We start from the raw sequence: 21,565 nt of genomic DNA on the forward strand, positions 1-21,565 counted from the left end.
GGCCCTGAAGTAAGGAGTAAATACTCATCATATAGTCTTTCAGCAAGAAATTGTAATCATCAAGAATTAGATTATGGAATTTGAGTAAACTCCTTACGGAAGAGGGCCTCTTTTTATGAAGCTAAATAAGAGAAGAGGAAGAAAAAATGCCAATTATTTCAGTTACTATTGGGGTTGCCCTATTATTAGTATTAATGATGGGCACAAAGTTAAACGCTTTCGTATCATTAATTATTGTTTCGCTAGTGGTAGGAATCCTAGAAGGAATGACACCGATTGAGGCAATCGGGTCCATTGAAGCAGGGCTAGGCGGAACACTTGGGCATCTTACGATGATTATTATCTTTGGTGCCGTACTTGGTAAGTTAATGACTGATTCAGGCGGTGCGCAGCGGATTGCGACGACATTGATTAATGCTTTCGGAGAAAAAAGAGTTCAATTGGCTGCTGTTGTTACAGCTGCTATTGTTGGAATCGCTTTATTCTTTGAAACTGGGGTTGTTGTTTTAATTCCATTAGTATTTACCATTGCTACAGCTGCTAGAGTACCGGTACTATATCTTGGTATGCCAGTAATTGCTGCCCTGATTACCATGCATGGATTTGTGCCTCCGCACCCTGGTCCAACTGCGGTTGCAAATGTTTTTGGGGCAAATATCGGTTTAACTATGATTTATGGAATCATCATTGCCATTCCTGCATTTCTTCTTGCAGGTCCAGTTTATACAAAATTATTTAAAAAAGAATCGTTAGAAATTGAAATTCCAAAAGGCCTATTTAATCCTAAGCAATTTAAAGAAGAGGAACTTCCTAAATTCGGAATCAGTCTTCTCACTGCTCTTTTACCAGTTATTCTAATTGCGTTACAAGCGATTGTAGAAATTTTTGCACCTAAATCAGCCATTGCACCGTTCACTGATTTTATCGGTAATGCGAATATAGCCCTGTTAATTTCAATCATTGTTGCCATCTTTACATTTGGTTTAAATCTTGGTAAAAAAATGCCAGAAATTATGCAATCTCTTAGTGAAGCTGTAAGCGGTATCGGGATGATTCTATTAATCATTGCTGCTGGCGGCGCATTCAAACAAGTACTGGTTGACAGCCATATTGATAAATATATTTCTGGTCTTATGGCTGGCTCTACCCTTTCACCGCTGCTTTTAACTTGGCTGATTGCAGCAATCCTAAGGATAGCAGTAGGATCTGCAACTGTAGCAGGTATGACAGCAGCAGGTATTGCTGCACCACTTGTCGCTTCAGCTGGTGCAAGTCCAGAATTGATGGTATTAGCTGCTGGTGCAGGAAGTGTTACCTTCTCACACGTGAATGACGCAGGCTTCTGGATTTACAAAGAATACTTTAACCTATCCATCGGAAAAACCATTAAAACATGGTCTGTCATGGTAACGATTATTTCTTTAGTCGGACTTGCTGGTGTCCTAATCTTGGATATGTTTATATAACCTATAAAAAAGGCATTGTTTTTCGGAACAATGCCTTTTTTATTTATCCCCGAGCTTTTGATTGAATAAGCTGATTTGACATTACCTCTTCCCACATACTCCTACTTCTATGTTAGGATAAGTCTTTTAGGAAACTCCTATTACGGTATTCTCGCTAAGGCCAAAACTCCTAACCAAGCTCCCCTAGTTGAAGACAAACGAATGCAGTAACCAAATAATAAAGCCATACCAGCCAAATCCTTGGAATATATAGCACCTTTATAAAATTATTGCTATCATAATTTCATTTGATTAAACTATTAAAAAAGGAGTCACTAAAAAGCATTGCTATGTTTTTTAAGAATATTGCTGTCAAAATTAAGAATATTGCCACTTTTCCGTTTTCTTTAAGAAAATTGCTCTTTTCCACCAATCCTGTTCAGTTATGGTATAAAAGTCTCAAAATAATTACTATTAGTCTTTAAAGCTTGGACAAACGATATTATTCCTTTAAAGGCTCTACACCAAAGTCTGTACTTGATGCTGAATATATACCTTCTTTAGCCACTTACATGTAACAAAATTACAAGGAATATTCAGGATAGCTAATAAGGCATATTTTTGCAGAAAACTCAAGGATTGTTGCAATTAGGCTTGGTGACTCAAGTATAAGAACAGCTCGTGATATCTATTCATATATAACCCCGGGAGGCAACAAGAAACAGCATAAAAATTCGGGGAAGCAATTTGAAAAGGCAATGGATAAAATGGGGTTAACCACATTTTATCCATTGCCTTAAAAATCCTTTTATTTTAAGGTTAACACTGTCACTGCCTCCACATGCGTGGACTGTAATTGACAACACAAGAAATGCTGGTGATTTTACAAAAAAATAAAGGAACCAGTAACACCTGATTCCTTTAGCAATATTTCATTTAAGGCGCCATTTAGCTGTGTTTTTCACTTGTAGTAACACATATAAAGTAAAAATTGGCGGGAATGGGTCCGGTTCAGGACCACCTTCACACCAGCCAATTAACTGCTAAGTATAAACACTAACTTTTTGGAGACACACCAGTTTAACGTCCTACTTCGCTTTCACCTTGAATTGGGCCCTTCTACTGTTCCCCCATTCCATCAAGATTCTTTGACCCAAAGTTATCGAGCAATGCACGCACTTCATCTGTTGACGCTGTACTCATTAATTGATTTCTTAATTCACTTGCGCCTCGGAACCCACGGACATATATCTTAAAGAATCGCTGAAAAGCCTTGAACGGACGCAGCTCCAATTTTGAATATTTATCATGGAGATCCAGATGCAATCTTAAGAGACTAAGCAATTCCTCACTACTGTGATCTTTCGGCTGCTTTTCAAAGGCAAATGGATTATTGAAAATACCACGCCCAATCATAATCCCATCAATACCGTATTGATGAGCGAGCTTTAAGCCAGTTTGACGGTCAGGGATATCCCCATTGATCGTCAAGAGTGTATCTGGTGCCACCTGATCACGAAGTTTCTTAATCTCCGGGATTAGTTCCCAATGAGCATCTACTTTGCTCATTTCCTCCCTTGTACGCAGATGAATGGAAAGGTTGACAATGTCTTGTTTCAATATGTGTGTCAGCCAGTCGTGCCATTCGTCTATCTCAGTGTAACCAAGCCTTGTCTTTACACTTACAGGCAATCCTCCTGCTTTTGCTGCTTGTATTAAATCTGCTGCAACTTCTGGACGACGGATAAGACCGCTCCCCTTCCCGTACTGTGCCACATTAGGTACAGGACAGCCCATATTGATATCTATACCCTTAAACCCTAGTTTTGCCATACCAAAACTCATTTGCCGAAAGTATTCAGGCTTATCCCCCCAGATATGGGCTACAATTGGTTGTTCATCCTCTGTAAAAGTCAAACGCCCACGCACACTATGGATCCCCTCTGGGTGACAATAGCTCTCCGTGTTTGTAAACTCTGTAAAAAACACATCAGGTCTGGCTGCTTCACTCACTACATGGCGAAAAACAACATCCGTAACATCTTCCATTGGTGCCAGTATAAAAAAAGGCCGTGGTAAATCACGCCAAAAATTATCTATCATATTCAAACTCAAACCCTCTCATTATGGGATACCAGGCCAACCCCTTACCCAAAATTTAAAAGCAAGATGTTCCCTACTTCCTATACACTTATACCATGCTTCATCACTTTTTATCAAACTGATCGGACATGTTCATTTTCATGAAATCAGGGTTTGCTAAAATCCACCCTATCAACTAGCATTCCTCTGTTCGAGTTAAAATAAAGTTTTGCTAAAAAAGATGACCCCTGTGCAATACAGAGATCATCTGCTTCGAGCTGCATGACCTTTTTTAAAGTGTCCTTTACAAAGGGTACATTTTACAAAGGATTAGTTGCCTTTCTTTAAAATGAGTTGCAAGACACACTCCACATATGCGGAGTGTATGTGGCAACACATGAGATGTTGGTGGGTTTAATTAATAATAAAACTATTGTATATAATCTGCTTATTTATGATTGATGTATTTTGCACTATAGCCCTGATAGTTTCTGTAGTGCTTACCAAAGTAAAATGGCTTAAGTACATTTCTTCACTATCTTTTTTTCATTTGAAAAAAGTTGAATTACCTTCTTACAAATTTATTTCCTTGATTTAGTTCTGTTACCTAAGATGTTGCGTCCGGATAAAATTGATGTGCCAGCGGAGAAACACCATGCCGACTGACTTTGGTTGGATGACAAATTTTGTGACTAAAATACATAAAAACCAATAAAAAATAGAAGCCTAACATTGTTACAGATTCTCAGATTGCGCCATTTTCGGATAAATTGATAGATATTCCATTGCGCATTTTTGATTCAAGCAGCCATGGCATATTATGGAACCGCCTTGTCCGGCTCAATGAGGCGCGACCTCGGGCTCAAATATTCATCTGCCATCGCAAGGGATGTGAAGCTTGCGGAAGACTGCGCAAACATCATGATTTCCAATGGATGGTTTGAAGAACCGCCAAGTTCCGTTGATCGACGAGAATTATCTTAGTGAAACTTCACCATAACTGTGATTTTACGAAGTAGACAAAACCCCTTGAGCACCAAGGGGTTTTAACTCGCGTTCTTATCAACTATCCAAGCAAGTACATATTGCTGAATTAGTGTTTTAGTGCTGAATGAATTTTCTCCACCTCACAAATATTCCAAACATTCAAAATACTTTGCCTATCCTTTAAAAAAACTTTAGAATGTTTCCTCCTATACTTGGAACAATACCATTGTAGTAAAAAGGAGGGTAATTAGAAATGGATATTCAAAAATTAGCCGATCATGAGTCATTGGATCTACATGAAGTTATTAATTTTAAAACCCTTTGCTTAGCGAAATCAAAACTAATGCAAGGACTGGTATTTGATCATGATTTGAGAGCATTAATGCAAAAAGATGTTGAACAATCCATGCAAGCACTTGGAGAATTACAGGCAATTTATCAACGTGCACCTTTTGAAGCACCTGTTCCTCAAAACCGGCCAACACCAATAATAAATTGAAAGGAAGGCAAATTCATTGAACAATGACTATTTAGACCCTATAAACTCGCTACACGTACCAGAGTTAGCAGATACCACATTTGCGATGGATTTACTTCTTCGTGCCAAAGAAGGTGTGCGCAATATTGCGGTTGCATTAACGGAGTCCGCATCACCTGATGTTAGAACCCTCTTACGAAACCACTTAATGCAAGGGATTGCCATGCACCAAGAAATTACAGAATTAATGATTAGTAAAAAATGGTTCCATCCATACGAATTAAGTGAACAATATCAATTAGACCAACTCTCTGCCAACAATACTTTGATGATTGGCAAAATGAATCTATTTCCTGTTGAGACCAATAGAAAAGGTATGTTTGACCGGACACCTGATGAACACTAACACTGGAGGCTGTAACCAATGAAGGCGGTAACGTATCAAGGTATTAAAAATGTTGTAGTCAAAGAAGTTCCAGATCCAAAGATTGAAAAACCAGATGACATGATTATTAAAGTAACGAGTACAGCTATATGTGGTTCTGATTTACATTTAATTCATGGCATGATTCCTAACCTGCAAGAAAACTATGTTATTGGCCATGAACCAATGGGAATCGTCGAAGAAGTTGGTCCAGGTGTGATTAAACTAAAAAAGGGAGATCGAGTAATTATTCCCTTTAATATAGCATGCGGTGAATGCTATTACTGTAAAAACCATTTGGAAAGCCAATGTGATAATTCTAATGATAATGGTGATATGGGTGCCTATTTCGGATATTCCGGTACGACGGGGGGCTATCCAGGTGGGCAAGCTGAATATTTAAGAGTGCCATTTGCCAACTTTACTCATTTTAAAATTCCAGAGACTTGTGAAGAACCAGATGAAAAGTTAGCAGTTATTGCCGATGCGATGACTACTGGTTTTTGGAGTGTTGACAATGCAGGCGTAAAGGATGGAGATACCGTTATTGTTCTTGGCTGTGGTCCGGTTGGTCTTTTTGCTCAAAAATTCTGTTGGCTAAAAGGAGCAAACCGTGTCATTGCTGTAGATTATGTAGACTATCGTTTGCAACACGCCAAACGTACCAACAAAGTTGAAATTGTAAATTTCGAACACTTTGAAAATGTGGGAATGCATTTAAAAGAAATGACGAATGGCGGCGCTGATGTTGTCATTGATGCAGTTGGTATGGACGGTAAAATGACTGATATAGAGTTCCTTGCTAGCGGAATGAAACTTCAAGGGGGAGCGTTTAGCGCGTTTATCATCGCTTCACAGGCAGTTCGAAAAGGTGGAAACATCCAGGTCACAGGCGTTTATGGTGGAAGATATAATGGATTCCCAATGGGTGATATTATGAACCGAAACGTCAATATACGCACTGGACAAGCACCTGTGATTCATTATATGCCATATATGTTTGAATTAGTTTCGACCGGAAAAATTGATCCAGGAGATGTCGTAAGTCATGTACTTCCACTTAGTGAAGCAAAGCGTGGCTATGAGATTTTTGACACAAAATTGGATGATTGTATAAAAGTCGTGTTGAAACCTTGAGGAAGGAGGTATAAAAAATGAACTATGCCTTACATGAAGTTCTTGAGGTCCATGAGATGGCTGCATTTAAGACCACTTGTTTAACTAAATCCAAAACGATGAAAGCGTTAGTTACAGATCAGCTATTAAAAGATATTATGCAGCAAGACATTGATGTATCTACGAGACAATTACAAGAATATGCTACTATCCTTTCCAACGCTAAGCAGTAAATTAGGAGATGAATGAACGTGAATCCAATCATTGAAACTTTAACTGGCATGGACGCACTATCGGATCAAGTCGTTGCAATGGATCTACTCATTTCAGCTAAAAGTGGAATTAGAAATTATGCCATGGCAGTTACGGAGGCAGGAACACCGGAAATTAAAGAAATGCTCACTCGCCATTTAGTGGAAGCTCTTGATATGCATGAACAAATATCCGCATATATGGTAGAAAAAGGCTGGTACCATGCTTGGGATACAAACGAACAGATCAGTTTGGATTTAAATAATATCAATACAGCATTGAACTTACCGACATTATAAAAAATTTCCTGGAACAGTTTAACACTCACCAAATAAACTGTTCCTATTAAACCATTTTGAGTTTATTTGGCAGAAGTAAATAAAGTTAATACTTCTTGCTTACTCGTGTTTGTTTTACACTATATAATGAAAACAATTAATTGACTATTTTTATTATGAAAAGGTCGGAGCAGGAAATTCATCAATTTTGATACGAAGTAAACTATAAGGTTTCTGTCGTAAGTCTTTTCCATAATGAAATCTAGGCTGTCGATGTAATTGGTTCACAATGACATACAAATATTGATCCGGACCAATTGAAAAAGTATCCGGCCACAAAATTCTCGGATCATGTGCGATAGTTTCCATTATGCCATTTGGCAATGTCTTACGGATACTGTTGTTTTCATAATCTCCAGCATAAACAGTTCCGTTTGCATCGGTGATCATTCCATCAGACGCACCTTTTTCTCCCCAATACTCCACATGATAAGGTAAATCCATGTCCGGTATCGTTCTGTCTCTCAGGGCTTCTGTTGAGATCGAGAACAAATGACGACTGGTTAGTGGAGCAAAAAATAATATCTTTCCATCGGGAGAAATCGCAAGACTATCAGACGCCAATCTAAATGGAGAAGTTGAACCGTCTTTGTTTCGATTCATTAAAATTTGACCTTCTACTTTCGGTAAAAAATAGGAATCGGGTGAAGTTGAATTTGCCCCATTTAACCGTCTAAACGCGTTTCCATTTGATAAATCTACTACGATAATAGCTCCTGGTCCTCTTGAAGAAGAATCCGTTATATAGGCATAACCTGCTTTTCCAACACGAAAATCAAAACGGACATCATTCAGATAAGTTGTAGGCAGGACAACATCTTCTGTAAAGGTATATACTTTTCTTATTGTATTGGTTTCTAAATCAACAGCGACTAATTTTGCCCCCCCTTTAATAGGTTCAGAAAAATTGGGTGCCGCTGTATCTAATATCCAAAGCGTTCCCCTTCCATCAGCAACTACACTTTGGACACTGATGAAAGTCATTGTGATATTCTCGGGGTTAACCAAATTGGTGTGTAAATTAGGATAAGGCTGCAATTTATCCTCAACAATTTCCGCCACCGTAAATTTAACATCGTCTCCCCATTTCGGAAAGCAAATGAAAATACGACCGGTTTCTGAAACAGTAACACCTGTAGGCATAGCCCCATAAAATGCATAAACTAGTTCTAAATTACCGAAATATTTTTCACTAGGTAACATAGGTTTCATAATATCCTCCTCAAGCATTCAAACGGGATATCTCCTATATATGATTTATATTTTTTCTAGTGCATGTTTCTTAATAAGTTTTTCTATACGAAAAGATGATTGAATTGATTGTTTTCGAAATTTAACAAGTCTGTCAGAAGAAAGAAAACATTTTAATTTAAAGGTCTTCTGTCCAACCATACATAGGAAGAACAGTTACTGATATTAAGAAACCAATCGTAAAACGATTAATAAATGAACCAATAATAGCAATACGTTTATCTTCAAATTTCATCGGGAGCATTAGTAGTACAGAGGATAAACCAAATGTTATACCAGATATAATTCCCAAGAAAATGCTGTTCATTGGTAATAAATATCCTTTCTCTAACTAACTCATTAATTGATATGATTCTTTTAAAAGAACTAAAAACTCTTGATTTAGTTCGTCTTCACTATGAAATCTAAAGTTATTGTGAAATCTGTTTTTTGAAACTTGTTCAATTTTAGTAATCTTCTCGTGTTCAATTTGATGGTTTGTTACTAAATTAAAATCTAACCATTTCTTTTTTGGATGAACTCCTCCGAAGGAAGATTTATTCAAAAGATGTATAGAAGTCTTTTTAAACTCAATTTCAAAAGGTCCAATTTCTTTCAATAAATCGAGTATTTTTGAATATATTTCATAAACATTAGATGCCTTATTTGAGAATAATTCATCTTCTGACATATCACCATCTCCTACTTTCACTTTAACATATTAAACTTTATTACCTTTATTTTTCCTCTTTTTACATCATTTTACCATTTCTTTATTCACTAACCTGCCAGTACTTTAATAAGTGGCCCACAATAACGGCCAATATCTATGCATACATATGAATAATATGAGTTGTTATTTTTTAACAATTGCGGCCGAATCGGATTTATCCTCAACCTCAAAGCAACCATAGCTAATTATCTCAAACAAAAAAGAAGCCCTTCACACCAACCAGTTTGAAGGGTTTCTTACTTGGTAGCTTATATAAGCCACTGCACTTTATGTTATTTTATTATATCCATTTTATGGATATATTCACAAATTCCTCATTGACCTCTTCAAAACGGAGAGAGTTAAGCGATGAAAGTGTCGTGATTATCGAAAATACCCACGAGGCGATCATTCCAAAGGAAACCTTTAATACCCCGTACAGGTAATGATAGAAAACCGTACAAGAACAGCTACCGCCCCGAAGAAACACCTTTTTCCCAACATTCTTTATTGCGAAGAATGTCAAAAAGGCATGTGGTTTAAAGCCAATCAAAAGGGCTACCGCTGTGGAGGAAACATTAGACATGGTGATACTTTTTGTCTTAACAAGGTGGCCTTTCGGGAAAAAGAGCTTATGCATGTGATTATGGAGGACTTAAAAGCACTGTTTAACTCTCTAAAGGAAGAGACCTTCTTAAACTCCCTATTAAATAAGCTTAATGTAAAAAAGCGGAACATTTTAAAAGAGCTTGAAAAGGTCCAATCCGAAATAGAAAATTTAAGAAACAAAAAGCTGGAATATGTAGACCTCTATACTGAAAATGTCATTTCAAAAGAAGATTTGGTTGAGTATCGAGAATTAACGGACAGCAAGATTAAGGACCTTCAAACCAAAAAGGCCGAACTTAATGAGAAACTACAGGAATGCGACAACGAGGATTACGCCATTAATATCGGCAAAAAGCTAAAAGATGTCCTCAACCTAAAGGAATTGACACCGCAGGTTTTTCATTCCCTGGTTGAGAAGATCACCTGTAAGAACGACGGAACTGTCCATATTCAATACAGCTTTGTTAATCCGCTACAAGAAACGTAAGAAGGCAACGCCCAAAGGGTTAGTTGCCTTTCTTTAAAATGAGTTGCAAGACACATTCCACATGCGCCGTATGCGGAAACATATCCACCGGCTGCACATACGAAACCTCATAATCCCCTAGCAGCTTCGCCACATCCTTCGCAAGGGTAGATGGATTACAGGATACATACACAACCTGCTTCGGCTTCACCTTCAAAATTGTATTTAGCAACATATCATCACAGCCTGTTCTCGGTGGGTCTACCACAATGATATCTGGCTTCCATCCTTCCTTCACCCATTTCGGAAGAACCTGTTCTGCTTTTCCTGTCACATACATCGTATTGAGGAAGCCATGCTGCTTGGCGTTCTTTTTTGCATCCTCAATTGCTTCTTCAATGATATCCATGCCGCGAACCTCAGCCGCTTCGTTCGCCAGCCATAATCCAATCGTTCCGACGCCACAGTATGCATCAACTACCTTTTCCTTACCTGTTAGCTTTGCTGCCTGCTTTACTTCATCATATAGCTTCACTGTTTGCGTGGGGTTGAGCTGGAAAAAGGCACGAGCTGATAGCTCAAATTTTAAATCTCCTAAAGCCTCCTGAATAAATTCCTTTCCAGCAAGGCGGAATGTTTCGTCTCCAAAAATGATAGAGGTACGCTCACCGTTGATGTTTTGCATAATCGATTTGACCTGCGGCAGAGCAGTTTGTACCTGCTTTACAAATTGGTCCTTGCGCGGGAAATCCTCTCTTGCTGTTACGAGCACAAGCTGAATTTCTCCTGTTCGAACAGCAATGCGCGTCACAATCGTGCGAACTGCGCCCTTATGCTTTTTCTCATTGTAAATAGAGATACCAAGGTTCTCTAAAATTTGTTTTACCTTTTGCGTTACTTCGTTTGTTGCCTTGTGCTGAATCATACAATCAGAAATATCTACAAGCTCATGCGAATTTAAGCCATACAAGCCGGCAATGACTCTGCGGTTATCAATACCAACCTGAAGCTGGCTTTTATTTCGATAATGCCATGGGTCCTCCATTCCGATTGTCGGGCGGATGTCGAGCTTATGAGCAATTTGTTTTGTATATCGTTCAAAAGCCTGAACAACAATGTCACGCTTTTGTTCGAGCTGTCCTTCATATGAGATATGCTGCAGCTGACAACCGCCGCACTGCTCATGCACCGGACAAGGCGGTGCCACGCGCTGCGGAGATTGCTTGCGGATTCGCTTGACTTTCGCTTCGGCAAATCCTTTTTTGATTGCAGTAACCTCAGCGACAACCTCCTCCCCTGGCAGTGCGCCCGGAATGAAGACAACCTGTCGTTTGAAATAGCCGACTCCTTCTCCGTTAATACCGAGACGTTTAATGGTTACTGGGAAGGTTTGTCCCATTTGTAATTTACTTTCTTGCGTTGTTTCCATGGTTCCTCCTACTCAATGCTCCTCTACACATTTAGTGAAGCATAGCTGCCATACGGCGTATATTCTTCCTTTATTATTTCCAAAAATGAATTATCTTGTTTTAGCTCTAAGCTAAATAATTTTCATCCTTTTAAACATGCAGCTCTTATTATACGTTACAAGCTGGATTTCGTAAAACCAGCCCATATATGTCGTGTTACAATTTTATCGGGTGATAAAATATGGATAAAGAGATTCTAAAAGGAAGTATTGACATTTTATTACTTTCAATCATCGCGCAGCATGATACATATGGCTATGAAATTGTGCAGAAGCTGAAGCTGCATAGCAATCAATCCTACAGCATGAGCCAAGGGACCTTATATCCCGCTCTAAAATGCATAGAGCAACGGGCATTAATTGAGTCCTATTGGGGTGAATCAGACACGGGGATGAAAAGGAAATTTTATCGTATTACAGCAGCGGGACGATTAGAGCTGCAGGAGAAATTAACCGCTTGGGATCAAATTACAGAGCTGATTCAAATCTGTAGGAAAGGAGCATCTGCAGCACACGGAGCCTAAAAGCAGCCGCTCTGCTGTTCATACGGTTAATCACATATATAGAGCTGCTTCAACTCATTACGCTTGCAGGTGTGTTTGATATTGATGATATTATTCTGAATGTCGCTGGCGCATTGCTTGGCTATAGTATTTGGAAGGTATTTCGGAAATTTCGAATTGCAAAGCAAACAAAAAGTCCGATTCATACTAAAAAACCGCAGGCATCTTGCCTGCGGTTTTTTAGTAGTTCACCTCTGGACCAAATTTCTCTCTCACTAAATCATCCAGGCTCTTAAATTGATAGCCCCGCTTCCGTAAATCATCGATAATTTTACTGAGTGCTTCCGCATTGTCACTGGACACAGAATGTAAAAGAAGAATTGATCCTGGATGAATCAGGTTCATTACGTTATCATATGCATATCGCCAGCCTCGTTGTTGTTCGGTTTTCCAATCGATGAACGCAAGCGACCAGAAAACGTTATGATAGCCCATTTCACGTGAAATTGCCAATGTACGTTCACTAAATATTCCGCGCGGCGGACGAAGATATTTCATTTCCTTTTGACCAGTTAGGTCCTTTACAGCCTTTTCAATCATAATAAGCTCTTCGCGGAATTTCTCGTCACCGGTAGTCGTTAAATCCGGATGGTGCCATGAATGATTTCCAATAATATGCCCTTCCTTCGCCATTCGTTTGACAAGCTCAGGCTGGTCTTTAATATAATGACCGGTAATAAAAAAGGTCGCCGGTACCTTTTTCTCCTTTAACACATCCAAAATCTTTGCTGTATAGCCATTTTCATATCCATTATCAAACGTTAAGTAAATGTCCTTTTTCTTCGTATCACCAAGATAAAAGCCATCGTATTTTTCAATAATTGAAGTAAACTCTTTTCCTGCATCAGGCGGCGTTTCATCCTGGTTGCGCGGAATGCCCCAATGCTTCGCCTCGTTCGAGTAAGCGTAAGTAAAAGACGGCAGTAAGGCTAAAAACAATGCGAGTACGGTCATGATGCAAAGGCTTTTTTTCATGCCGAGTCTCCTTTCCGAAATGGTTCGTACTCGTAGGTTTTGTTACCTGCTTTCGCTTCATTCTGCACAGTTTCTTCCATATCGCTCCTGAGCTCCATTTATAGGGAAAATTGCTAGTACATTTCTACAGTACTTTTTTCAACATCGCAAATAATAAGAGCGCACTTCATCTTATTAAAAAAGGAGCTGTTACAAATGGGATTGATACCATACGATCCATTTAGACAATTAGCTAATATGCAAAAGGAATTTGATCATTTCTTTACGGACTTCCCTTCTCATTTTGGGAATCAGCATAATATAGGCGGTATCCGGGTTGATGTACATGAAACAGAAAATGAGATTATTGCCACATGTGATATTCCCGGGCTCCAAAAGAAAGAGGATGTTGACATTGAGGTTGAAAATGACATGCTGATGATTAGCGGCTCAATTCATAAATCCCAAGAGATGAAGGAAGAGAATACACATCGGAGAGAACGGTATGTCGGCCGTTTCCAACGCGTAGTTTCGCTTCCATGTCCTGTATCAAATGTAGGTGTGAGAGCTTCTTATAAGAATGGTGTGCTAGAAATTCGCATGCCGAAGTCTATGAAAAATCAAAGAAGAAGAGTTCACGTAGAATTCCATTAAAATCCCACGAAAAATGACTGAGCAACACCCGCCCAGTCATTTTTCCCTTTTTACACTGTAGGAAAGTATAAATTTCCAGCTAGAAGCCAATTCGACCTAGTCGGAAATTTTAGGAATACAGTATAAGTGCCACTACGCCTCTATCTTCGCCCAAAAGCAGGGCTCACCAGTCGGCGAGTTTTCTTTATTTAAATACCGGCTCTTTAAATTGTGCCAATCTTTCTAACGATGTTTTGTCGACATCTGCATGAAGGCTGTTACCGTGAGAATCCATTGTTACAACTGCTTTAAAGCCTTCTACACGCAAATGCCACATTGCCTCAGGAATACCAAACTGAAGGAAGTCTACCCCTTCTACTTCCTTGATACATTCTGCATAATATTGCGCTGCACCGCCGATTGCATTTAAATATACGCCGCCATGCTCCTGAAGTGCAGCAAGGGTTTTCGCTCCCATACCGCCTTTTCCGATAACAGCGCGGATGCCAAATTTCTTCATAATGTCGCCTTGATATGGCTCCTCGCGAATACTTGTCGTCGGACCAGCGGCTTTAATGTGATATTTGCCCTCGCTATCCTTCATCACAACCGGACCGCAATGGTAAATCACTTGTCCATTCAGGTCAACCGGACAATCATTATCTGTTAAATGCTTATGAATTGCATCACGTCCTGTGTACATCATGCCGTTAATCGTAACAACATCACCAACGCGAAGCTCCCGAATTTGTTCTTCTGTGATTGGTGCCTGCAGTACGATTTCACGTTGCTCCTGTACGTCTGCTGCTTCTGCCTCCGCTGGCTGAAGTGTGTCATCACCTTCCTGATATAACCACTGGGCGATTTCGCCTGTTGCTGGGCTAAGGGTAACACCTAGGCGGCGGTATGCCCAGCAGTTATACGCAACAGATACGTAGAAGCTGGCAGGAAGACGGTTGTAAACGCCAATTTTACAGCCAAGCAATGTTGTTTCGCCGCCAAAGCCCATTGTTCCGATGCCTAGCTTATTCGCATTTTCCATCACGTATTCTTCTAATTGGCGCAGCTCTGGAATTTGATTTTCATCGTCTAATGAACGGAATAGCTGCTCTTTAGCAAGCTCATAGCCGGATGTACGGTCGCCGCCGATCCCAACACCAATTACCCCCGCACTGCAGCCTTGTCCTTGTGCTTGGTATACCGCGTGCAGTAAGCATTTCCGAATGCCGTCTAGGTCACGGCCAGCTTTGCCAAGACCCTCTAGCTCACAGGGAAGACTGTACTGGATGTTTTTATTCTCACAGCCGCCTCCCTTTAGGATTAAACGGGCATCAATATAATCCTTCTCCCACTGCTCGAATTTTACAACTGGAGTACCAGCACCAAGGTTGTTGCCGCTGTTATTGCCAAATAGGGAATCAACAGAATTTGGACGAAGCTTGCCATCCTTTGTCGCTTGCTCAATCGCCGCATAAATTGCTTCTTTAATCACAAGCTGATTTACGCCAACCGGTGTTTTTATTTTGAATGTTGGCATTCCTGTATCCTGACAAATAGGCGAAATATTATCATCCGCCATCTTAATATTATTTGTAATGGTATGAAGCGCCATTGCCGAACGAGTACCCGCGCTTTCCTTCTCCCTTGCACGCTGAATGGCACGGCGGACATCCTTTGGCAGGTTCGTAGAAGTCTCAACGATTAACTTGTACATACTTTCTTGAAGCTTTTCCATTTCATTTCCCCCCTGAATGAGAACGCTATCTAAAAGTTTTCACAATTTGATTATACTCCTTTTTGCATAGAAAGCAGAAGAAGTTTTTCCTTTATAAGATATACATGACGATTGGCAAGCCCTGTCCCCTAGACGAAGACAGAGGCGCAGTTGTACTTATACTTTACCCCTAAAATTTCCAGCTGCATCGAATCATTTTCTAGCTAGAAATGTATACTTTCTGGTACAAATAAAAAGGAGAATGCGAGCGCATCCCCTTTCCTTTGTCTTATCACTTCTTAAATTGCTCACACTTGTCCTCTAAATCATCCAGCATGCCAATTAAACGGTCGATATCTTCAAGCTCAATATCCTCTGGATCCATCGTATCAATGACCTCCACGAACATATTCAAGCGTTCCTTTAAATATACTAGCTGTGAATCTTTATCGTGTACAGCATTTCCCATGCGTATTCGCTCCTTTTTATTTACATTGTTTCTATTATACAAGAAGATAAAAACTTTTTGTGCAAAACTGTTTATAAACTGGCACTATTCTTCTATGATAAGTATGGGCATTTTCGCTTATTCTTACAATCGGTCATCACTGGCTGATACAAGCTAGGCTTGTTCCCTTATCATACGTGAGAAAATTGCTCACGTACGAAGCTTTACTTTACACACAAAGGAGTTTCTAGTATGAATATATCACAACTCAAGCCGATTACTCCCGCTTATGATCCGTGGGAAGCTTATATGGACATAGAGGAGTACGGCAATCTGACACTTACAAACGTTGAGTTTACAACCACAACGATATGTAATATGAGATGCGAGCATTGTGCGGTTGGTTACACCCTGCAGCCAAAGGATCCAAATGCCTTGCCGCTTGCATTGCTGCTCAAGCGATTGGAAGAAATTCCTTCACTTCGTTCCTTAAGTATTACCGGCGGTGAGCCAATGCTTTCAAAAACATCCGTTCAATCCTACGTCATTCCTCTGTTGAAGTATGCGCATGAACGCGGTGTCCGCACACAAATCAATTCAAATCTAACATTAGATTTATCCCGCTACGAACAAATTATACCGTATTTGGATGTACTGCATATTTCTCATAATTGGGGTACGCTGGAGGACTTTACAGAGGGCGGCTTTGCCATGATGGAGCGAAAACCAACAGTAGAGCAGCGCGCCAAGCTCTTTGAGCGTATGATTGAAAATAGCAAGGCTCTGTCAAAAGCAGGTGTGCTCGTATCAGCAGAAACAATGCTGAATAGGCGTACACTTCCGCATATTGAACATATCCATAAGCAAATTATAGAGGAGATGGGCTGTAAGCGGCATGAGGTACATCCAATGTATCCAAGTGACTTTGCGAGCAATTTAGAGATTCTTACGAAGGATGAAATTCGTGAAGCAGTATCCCACCTGCTCGATGTTCGAAATGAGGATGTTTGGATGCTTTTCGGTACATTGCCATTCTATGCATGCAGCTCTGATGAACGCGACCTAGAGGTGCTGCAAAAATTGTATCGCAGTAAAAATGTAACAGTTCGCAATGATCCAGATGGCCGCTCCCGTCTCAACGTAAATATTTTCGACGGCAGCATTATCGTGACTGACTTTGGTGACGTTCCTCCGCTCGGCAATATTCAGACAAATACCTTGCAGGAAGCTTATGATGTATGGATGGGCTCAAAGACGGCAAAGCAATTAAATTGTCATTGCCCAGCTATCAAATGTCTCGGTCCGAATGCGCTTGTAAAAAACAGCTATTATCCGGATGAAGACTTTACTGTAAAAAAAGCAAAGCTCAGCTTTTGAAGAAAATGAAAATTTATACTTACTTGTAATTGTAAAAAGCGGACTCCACTGAGCCCGCTTTTTCTATCGTGGATGTGGCGATGTCATAAAGCCAAAGGAGACACGATCCTGTACTGGAATCCAAGCACCAATTCCCTGTGACGTTACATTTTTAATCATTAATTTACGTTGATTTCCTTTTAACACTAAGTATACTTCCCCAAATGTTACCTTTCCCTTTTCATTTACAGCTGGAGCATACGTATACAGATAGCCAAGATGTTTTGGTCCAACATTATACACACGGCTATGCTTCGTTCCATACCCAATTACAGTTTGGAAAGAGAGCGGCATCTGCGTTTTTTCCATCGCCTTTAATAGCATCATTTTTTTCACATCTTCTGCTCCGCGTATATTAGCAGTTAAGCCGCCGTGCACAATTCGCTGTGTTTCTTGATTATAACGAAGCTGAAAAAAGGTTCTGCCGCCGCGGTTATCATGAAAATTCCGGTTAATCTGCTGATATTCCCAATTCACCGTTGTTTCCGTTGATTCATAATTCAAAGGCCATTGCCCCAGATAAATTTTTGCTCGATATCCAACAGCAAGCGGTGCATTCGATATCGATGTTTCATTGAACATACGGATTAAATTTGGATTTTCAATTGGGATTTCAGATGTTTTTACTAAGCTTTTTGCAAACTCGCTCGGCTGTAAACGCGGTAAATCCTGCGTTGGGTTCGGATACGTATTCTCCTTGGAAATGTCTATTACAGACGCAGGTATTTTGAAATGGATCGGCTTCGCATCAGCAAACGCTGGATGAGCGAGAACGAGCAAGAAAATAGAAATCATAAAGACATGCTTTACACCTTTCATTCCTGGTGCCCCTTTCAAGGAAGATTCATCATTGTTATTGTTTTCTGTACGTTCTATTGTTATCCAACATTCTTCCATAAAGAAAACTCGCCGATTGGCGAGCCCTGCCCTTGGGCGAAGACAGAGGCATAGCCCTACTTATACTGTATTCCTAAAATTTCTAACTTCGTCGAATTGGCTTCCTGTTAGAAATTTATACTTTCCTACAGTGCAAAAAAATCAACTCTATCTTAAGATAGAACTGACCTTCAGCATAAATCGTTCTGTTGGATGATAACACCATTGGACGGTAGGCCCAATCGTAAATGCAATTACAAGCGTTCCAATCCCAATGGGTCCTTTTAGTAAAATCGCAAATACAAGAGCAGTCATCTCTCCAAGTGTTTTTGCAACCATTAAACTAACACCGAATCGTTTATGCAGTGCAATCATCAAATTGTCGATTGGGTTGGCCGGGTAGCTTGATTGCAGGTACATCGCCACACCTACCGAAAGCATGATAATGCCGACTAGCAGTGTCCCTGCCTGATAGGCAAGTCCGATAGGATGCCAATCCTTCATCACCTTTAACAGCCAAAAGTCGATCATCGTACCAATAAACACAAATGTAACAGCAGCTAAAAATTGTGGTTTTTGCCTCAGCAAATACGCATTTACAAATAAGAGAACTACACCATCAATAATGACCCATGATCCGACAGTAAAGCCCGTTACTGTTGCTTGCCCTGCCGTTAAAGCATCCCAAGGACCTGCCCCTAAATTCGCCTTTAGGGTGAGACTGGCGCCAAATGTTAAAATGGCAATTCCCATGATGAAAAACAGCAAGCGTGTCAGTTTCATGACTGTCTCCTTTTTTCTTCTTAATAATAGAACATATTACGTACATAAAAAAAAATTCCTAGCCTTGGCCAGGAATTTTAAAGCAGATAAAAACCAATCCCCATAATTGCATACGCTCCTAAAAGGGTAAGACCTTCAAACCAATTCGTATCGCCATCGTTTGAAATAAAGATAGTCAAAAATACTGCCGTAATCATAGCAATTAACTCTGGCATCGTGAATATGAGCGGCAGTTGCTCCGTTAGAAACAAAGAAACAAGTACCAGCAACGGAGCTACAAACATGGCAATCTGCAGTGTAGAGCCTACCGCAATTTCTACTGCGACACTAACCTTATTCTTATAAGCCATAATAATAGCAGAAGCATGCTCTGCTGCATTCCCAACAATCGCAACAATAATGACCCCTATGAACAGCTCTGACCATCCAAAGGATTCTGCCACTGTCTCAAATGTATGTACGAGCGCTTCTGACACATATGCTACTGCAGCAGTCGCCACTGCCAATACAGTTATTGCTCTTCCTTTACTCCATTCTGGCTCCTCATGCTCCTCTACTTGCTCTCCTTTATGCTGATAAACGCCACGATGCGTAACAAGCTTAAAGAATAGAGCTGCCAGATACAACACAATTAAAATAATGGATGTGCCAATGCTTAAAGTGAATGTTCTCCCCTCATCCATATCCATTGCAAACACTTCTGGTATAACAAACGCGACAACAACAGCAAAAATAAGAAGAGCCGAATTGTGACGAGCATCGTACACATTAAAGGTTTGACGCTTATATTTTAAACCGCCGACAAAGAAAGAGAGTCCGCCAACAAGCAGCAGATTACCAAGTACAGAACCCGTCAGCGAAGCAAGCACAACCTCTGTTAACCCTGCCTGTAAAGCAAAGATAGAAATGATCAGCTCAACCGCATTTCCAAACGTAGCATTTAAAAGACCACCGATGCTTGGACCAGAAATGATAGCTAGACTTTCCGTCGCACGTCCCATAAAGCTCGCCAGTGAAATGATTGTGAGACAGTATACACCAAACATGAGCGTCTGAGACCAATGCATGATATTTCCTGCTATTGAAACCGGTACGCCAACGAGCGCCAGCAGAAAAAAGAGTTTATTTACCACAATAATCCAACCCTTCCAAATAATATAACGAACTAATTGTACCATTATTATTTGCATGTTTTCATAAAATCCATCTTAATTTTCGTTTAAAAATGCCTGTTCTAGAAAACAGTAAGAACTAGAGTAAAAAAAGGGGGGCCAGAAGTCATGGAACTAAAAGGAAAAATCTTAAACATTCTCCAAAATCAACAAACAGGGGTACTAGCCACTGTACGCGATCATAAACCGCACATCTGCTTTATGATGTTTTTTCACCAAGACTTAACACTATATGTCGCAACAGACCATCTATCACGTAAGGTGGATGACATTAAGGAGAATAATAATGTTCATGTTCTCATCGGAAATGAAGGAAAAAACTGGGGTGAAGAATTTATTGAAATAGAAGCAGATGCTTATCTAGAGGACAGTGCACAATTAAAGCAGGAATTTTGGAACGATAGCTTAAACAAATGGTTGGATGGACCAGAAGATCCAAACTATATCCTGCTGCGTCTTGAGCCGAAACATATTTACTACATCGATAAAGCAGGTACTGCTCATCCAGAAGTATTAACGCTGTAATATAACAGAAAATCAGTTCATCCAATGGATCATCCGACGTAAGGATGATCCATTTTTGTTTCACTGTAGGAAAGTATAGATTTGCATACACAATCTCCCCAAATTTATACCTATCTTTTAAAAAAATGGACAATTTTTCAAAAAAAAGAGTGCACTTTTTTTATTTTGTGTTATATAATAGTATCAAGTTAAGTATACTGTATTAAAACAGAAAAGAGAGGAAGATGTGGGATGAGAAGAGAAGAACGCAAAAATATGATTGAGTTTATCCAAAAAATAAAAGGGCTTCAATACAGTCAATTAATGTATATGACAGATGAAGAAGTGGAGCATATTTATAATGTAACGTATTATCATCTAGAGGAAATCGCAGAATAAAAGCAGCTGCCGGCGCAGCTGCTTTTATTTCGTGATTCCCTAGCTTCTAAAAAAGTTTAATTTCTTTAGATAAAGAAAACTCGTCGAATGAACTTCCAGCTGGAAATTTATACTTTCTTGAAATACAAAAAGACCTCAACATAATTGCTGAAGTCTTAATATTACTGAGCTATTAGATACCGATGGTCGGGGTCGAACCGACACTCCAGAGGAACACGATTTTGAGTCGTGCGCGTCTGCCAATTCCGCCACATCGGCATGATACATAATACAAAAAGGCGGCAACCGGATTCGAACCGGTGGATAAAGGTTTTGCAGACCTTGGCCTTACCACTTGGCTATGCCGCCATAAAAAGAACATAAAAAGAACATAAAATGGGGCGATTGATGGGAATCGAACCCACGAATGTCGGAGCCACAATCCGATGCGTTAACCACTTCGCCACAACCGCCATAATACATATTTATAACAAATTTTTTAATGAATGAAAAGTAA

General features: G+C 39.8%; 24 protein-coding genes and 3 tRNA genes. 14 read left to right on the top strand and 13 right to left on the bottom strand.

What is annotated here, in order from left to right:
- Positions 1-146: 146 nt before the first annotated feature.
- Positions 147-1,466, top strand: coding sequence for a gluconate:H+ symporter (locus AAHB12_RS24790; protein WP_342047765.1), 1,320 nt, complete (start codon positions 147-149; stop codon positions 1,464-1,466).
- A 1,098-nt stretch (positions 1,467-2,564) separates the two neighbouring features.
- Here AAHB12_RS24790 and AAHB12_RS24795 read toward each other — a convergent pair.
- Positions 2,565-3,548 (bottom strand): tRNA dihydrouridine synthase, encoded by a 984-nt coding sequence (locus AAHB12_RS24795; RefSeq protein ID WP_129730879.1) that lies wholly within the window; start codon positions 3,546-3,548, stop codon positions 2,565-2,567.
- Between the two features lie 756 nt (positions 3,549-4,304).
- Between AAHB12_RS24795 and AAHB12_RS31935 the strand changes: the two genes are divergently transcribed.
- From AAHB12_RS31935 to AAHB12_RS24820, 6 genes are all read left to right on the top strand, one after another.
- On the top strand, positions 4,305-4,511 hold the full coding sequence (locus tag AAHB12_RS31935; protein ID WP_446715611.1) for a DUF3231 family protein: 207 nt from the start codon (positions 4,305-4,307) through the stop codon (positions 4,509-4,511).
- Positions 4,512-4,767: 256 nt separating this feature from the next.
- Positions 4,768-5,013: a hypothetical protein gene (locus AAHB12_RS24800; protein ID WP_024030851.1), complete on the top strand. Its 246-nt coding sequence runs from the start codon at positions 4,768-4,770 to the stop codon at positions 5,011-5,013.
- Positions 5,014-5,029: 16 nt separating this feature from the next.
- Complete coding sequence (locus AAHB12_RS24805) at positions 5,030-5,398, top strand: spore coat protein (protein ID WP_342047769.1); 369 nt, start codon at positions 5,030-5,032, stop codon at positions 5,396-5,398.
- Between the two features lie 18 nt (positions 5,399-5,416).
- Positions 5,417-6,553 carry a zinc-dependent alcohol dehydrogenase gene (locus tag AAHB12_RS24810; protein WP_342047771.1) on the top strand — a complete coding sequence of 379 codons (1,137 nt, stop codon included), beginning with the start codon at positions 5,417-5,419 and terminating at the stop codon, positions 6,551-6,553.
- A gap of 17 nt (positions 6,554-6,570) precedes the next feature.
- Positions 6,571-6,765, top strand: coding sequence for a hypothetical protein (locus AAHB12_RS24815; protein ID WP_342047772.1), 195 nt, complete (start codon positions 6,571-6,573; stop codon positions 6,763-6,765).
- A gap of 18 nt (positions 6,766-6,783) precedes the next feature.
- The gene (locus AAHB12_RS24820; protein WP_066400456.1) at positions 6,784-7,083 is read left to right on the top strand and encodes a spore coat protein; all 300 of its coding nucleotides are present in this window, start codon (positions 6,784-6,786) and stop codon (positions 7,081-7,083) included.
- A 153-nt stretch (positions 7,084-7,236) separates the two neighbouring features.
- On the opposite strand, the gene AAHB12_RS24825 is transcribed toward AAHB12_RS24820, so the two are convergent.
- Positions 7,237-8,334: an L-dopachrome tautomerase-related protein gene (locus AAHB12_RS24825; protein WP_342047773.1), complete on the bottom strand. Its 1,098-nt coding sequence runs from the start codon at positions 8,332-8,334 to the stop codon at positions 7,237-7,239.
- 370 nt (positions 8,335-8,704) lie between these two features.
- A complete protein-coding gene (locus AAHB12_RS24830) occupies positions 8,705-9,043 on the bottom strand; it encodes a DUF5655 domain-containing protein (protein WP_342047775.1) in 339 nt (112 codons plus the stop codon).
- 466 nt (positions 9,044-9,509) lie between these two features.
- On the opposite strand from AAHB12_RS24830, the gene AAHB12_RS24835 reads away from it, so the two are divergent.
- A complete protein-coding gene (locus AAHB12_RS24835) occupies positions 9,510-10,160 on the top strand; it encodes a zinc ribbon domain-containing protein (protein WP_342047776.1) in 651 nt (216 codons plus the stop codon).
- 19 nt (positions 10,161-10,179) lie between these two features.
- Here AAHB12_RS24835 and rlmD read toward each other — a convergent pair whose 3' ends face one another.
- Positions 10,180-11,568, bottom strand: coding sequence for a 23S rRNA (uracil(1939)-C(5))-methyltransferase RlmD (rlmD, locus tag AAHB12_RS24840; RefSeq protein ID WP_342047777.1), 1,389 nt, complete (start codon positions 11,566-11,568; stop codon positions 10,180-10,182).
- Between the two features lie 221 nt (positions 11,569-11,789).
- On the opposite strand from rlmD, the gene AAHB12_RS24845 reads away from it, so the two are divergent.
- Together AAHB12_RS24845 and AAHB12_RS24850 are read left to right on the top strand one after the other, a co-directional pair.
- Entirely contained in the window at positions 11,790-12,131 is a 342-nt protein-coding gene (locus AAHB12_RS24845; RefSeq protein WP_342047779.1) for a PadR family transcriptional regulator, read from the top strand.
- 44 nt (positions 12,132-12,175) lie between these two features.
- The gene (locus tag AAHB12_RS24850) at positions 12,176-12,406 is read left to right on the top strand and encodes a VanZ family protein (protein ID WP_342047787.1); all 231 of its coding nucleotides are present in this window, start codon (positions 12,176-12,178) and stop codon (positions 12,404-12,406) included.
- Here the strand turns inward: AAHB12_RS24850 and pdaA are convergent.
- Positions 12,351-13,145 carry a delta-lactam-biosynthetic de-N-acetylase gene (gene pdaA / locus AAHB12_RS24855; RefSeq protein WP_129730807.1) on the bottom strand — a complete coding sequence of 265 codons (795 nt, stop codon included), beginning with the start codon at positions 13,143-13,145 and terminating at the stop codon, positions 12,351-12,353. The genes AAHB12_RS24850 and pdaA overlap by 56 nt on opposite strands.
- A 195-nt stretch (positions 13,146-13,340) precedes the next feature.
- On the opposite strand from pdaA, the gene AAHB12_RS24860 reads away from it, so the two are divergent.
- The gene (locus tag AAHB12_RS24860) at positions 13,341-13,778 is read left to right on the top strand and encodes an Hsp20/alpha crystallin family protein (RefSeq protein WP_342047780.1); all 438 of its coding nucleotides are present in this window, start codon (positions 13,341-13,343) and stop codon (positions 13,776-13,778) included.
- Between the two features lie 184 nt (positions 13,779-13,962).
- Here AAHB12_RS24860 and AAHB12_RS24865 read toward each other — a convergent pair whose 3' ends face one another.
- Together AAHB12_RS24865 and AAHB12_RS24870 are read right to left on the bottom strand one after the other, a co-directional pair.
- The gene (locus AAHB12_RS24865) at positions 13,963-15,492 is read right to left on the bottom strand and encodes a fumarate hydratase (RefSeq protein WP_342047782.1); all 1,530 of its coding nucleotides are present in this window, start codon (positions 15,490-15,492) and stop codon (positions 13,963-13,965) included.
- 271 nt (positions 15,493-15,763) lie between these two features.
- Positions 15,764-15,940, bottom strand: coding sequence for an SE1561 family protein (locus AAHB12_RS24870; protein WP_165350883.1), 177 nt, complete (start codon positions 15,938-15,940; stop codon positions 15,764-15,766).
- Between the two features lie 231 nt (positions 15,941-16,171).
- Here AAHB12_RS24870 and yfkAB point away from each other — a divergent pair, with 231 nt between their 5' ends.
- A complete protein-coding gene (gene yfkAB / locus AAHB12_RS24875; RefSeq protein ID WP_129730801.1) occupies positions 16,172-17,296 on the top strand; it encodes a radical SAM/CxCxxxxC motif protein YfkAB in 1,125 nt (374 codons plus the stop codon).
- Between the two features lie 63 nt (positions 17,297-17,359).
- On the opposite strand, the gene AAHB12_RS24880 is transcribed toward yfkAB, so the two are convergent.
- The 3 genes from AAHB12_RS24880 to cax all read right to left on the bottom strand — a co-directional run bounded on the left by AAHB12_RS24880 (position 17,360) and on the right by cax (position 20,127).
- On the bottom strand, positions 17,360-18,154 hold the full coding sequence (locus AAHB12_RS24880) for a YfkD famly protein (protein ID WP_129730799.1): 795 nt from the start codon (positions 18,152-18,154) through the stop codon (positions 17,360-17,362).
- A gap of 225 nt (positions 18,155-18,379) precedes the next feature.
- Positions 18,380-18,994, bottom strand: coding sequence for a YczE/YyaS/YitT family protein (locus AAHB12_RS24885; RefSeq protein WP_129730797.1), 615 nt, complete (start codon positions 18,992-18,994; stop codon positions 18,380-18,382).
- A 77-nt stretch (positions 18,995-19,071) separates the two neighbouring features.
- Complete coding sequence (gene cax, locus AAHB12_RS24890; protein ID WP_342047789.1) at positions 19,072-20,127, bottom strand: calcium/proton exchanger; 1,056 nt, start codon at positions 20,125-20,127, stop codon at positions 19,072-19,074.
- A gap of 147 nt (positions 20,128-20,274) precedes the next feature.
- Between cax and AAHB12_RS24895 the strand changes: the two genes are divergently transcribed.
- Positions 20,275-20,691 (top strand): pyridoxamine 5'-phosphate oxidase family protein, encoded by a 417-nt coding sequence (locus AAHB12_RS24895; RefSeq protein ID WP_342047783.1) that lies wholly within the window; start codon positions 20,275-20,277, stop codon positions 20,689-20,691.
- Between the two features lie 231 nt (positions 20,692-20,922).
- Positions 20,923-21,069: a BH0509 family protein gene (locus AAHB12_RS24900; RefSeq protein WP_129730793.1), complete on the top strand. Its 147-nt coding sequence runs from the start codon at positions 20,923-20,925 to the stop codon at positions 21,067-21,069.
- 177 nt (positions 21,070-21,246) lie between these two features.
- On the opposite strand, the gene AAHB12_RS24905 is transcribed toward AAHB12_RS24900, so the two are convergent.
- From AAHB12_RS24905 to AAHB12_RS24915, 3 genes are all read right to left on the bottom strand, one after another.
- Positions 21,247-21,327: transfer RNA gene (locus tag AAHB12_RS24905), tRNA-Leu, on the bottom strand.
- 18 nt (positions 21,328-21,345) lie between these two features.
- Positions 21,346-21,417: transfer RNA gene (locus AAHB12_RS24910), tRNA-Cys, on the bottom strand.
- A 28-nt stretch (positions 21,418-21,445) separates the two neighbouring features.
- Positions 21,446-21,521 (bottom strand) — tRNA-His (locus tag AAHB12_RS24915).
- Positions 21,522-21,565 lie beyond the last annotated feature (44 nt).

The sequence above is a fragment of the Bacillus sp. OTU530 genome (assembly GCF_038440375.1).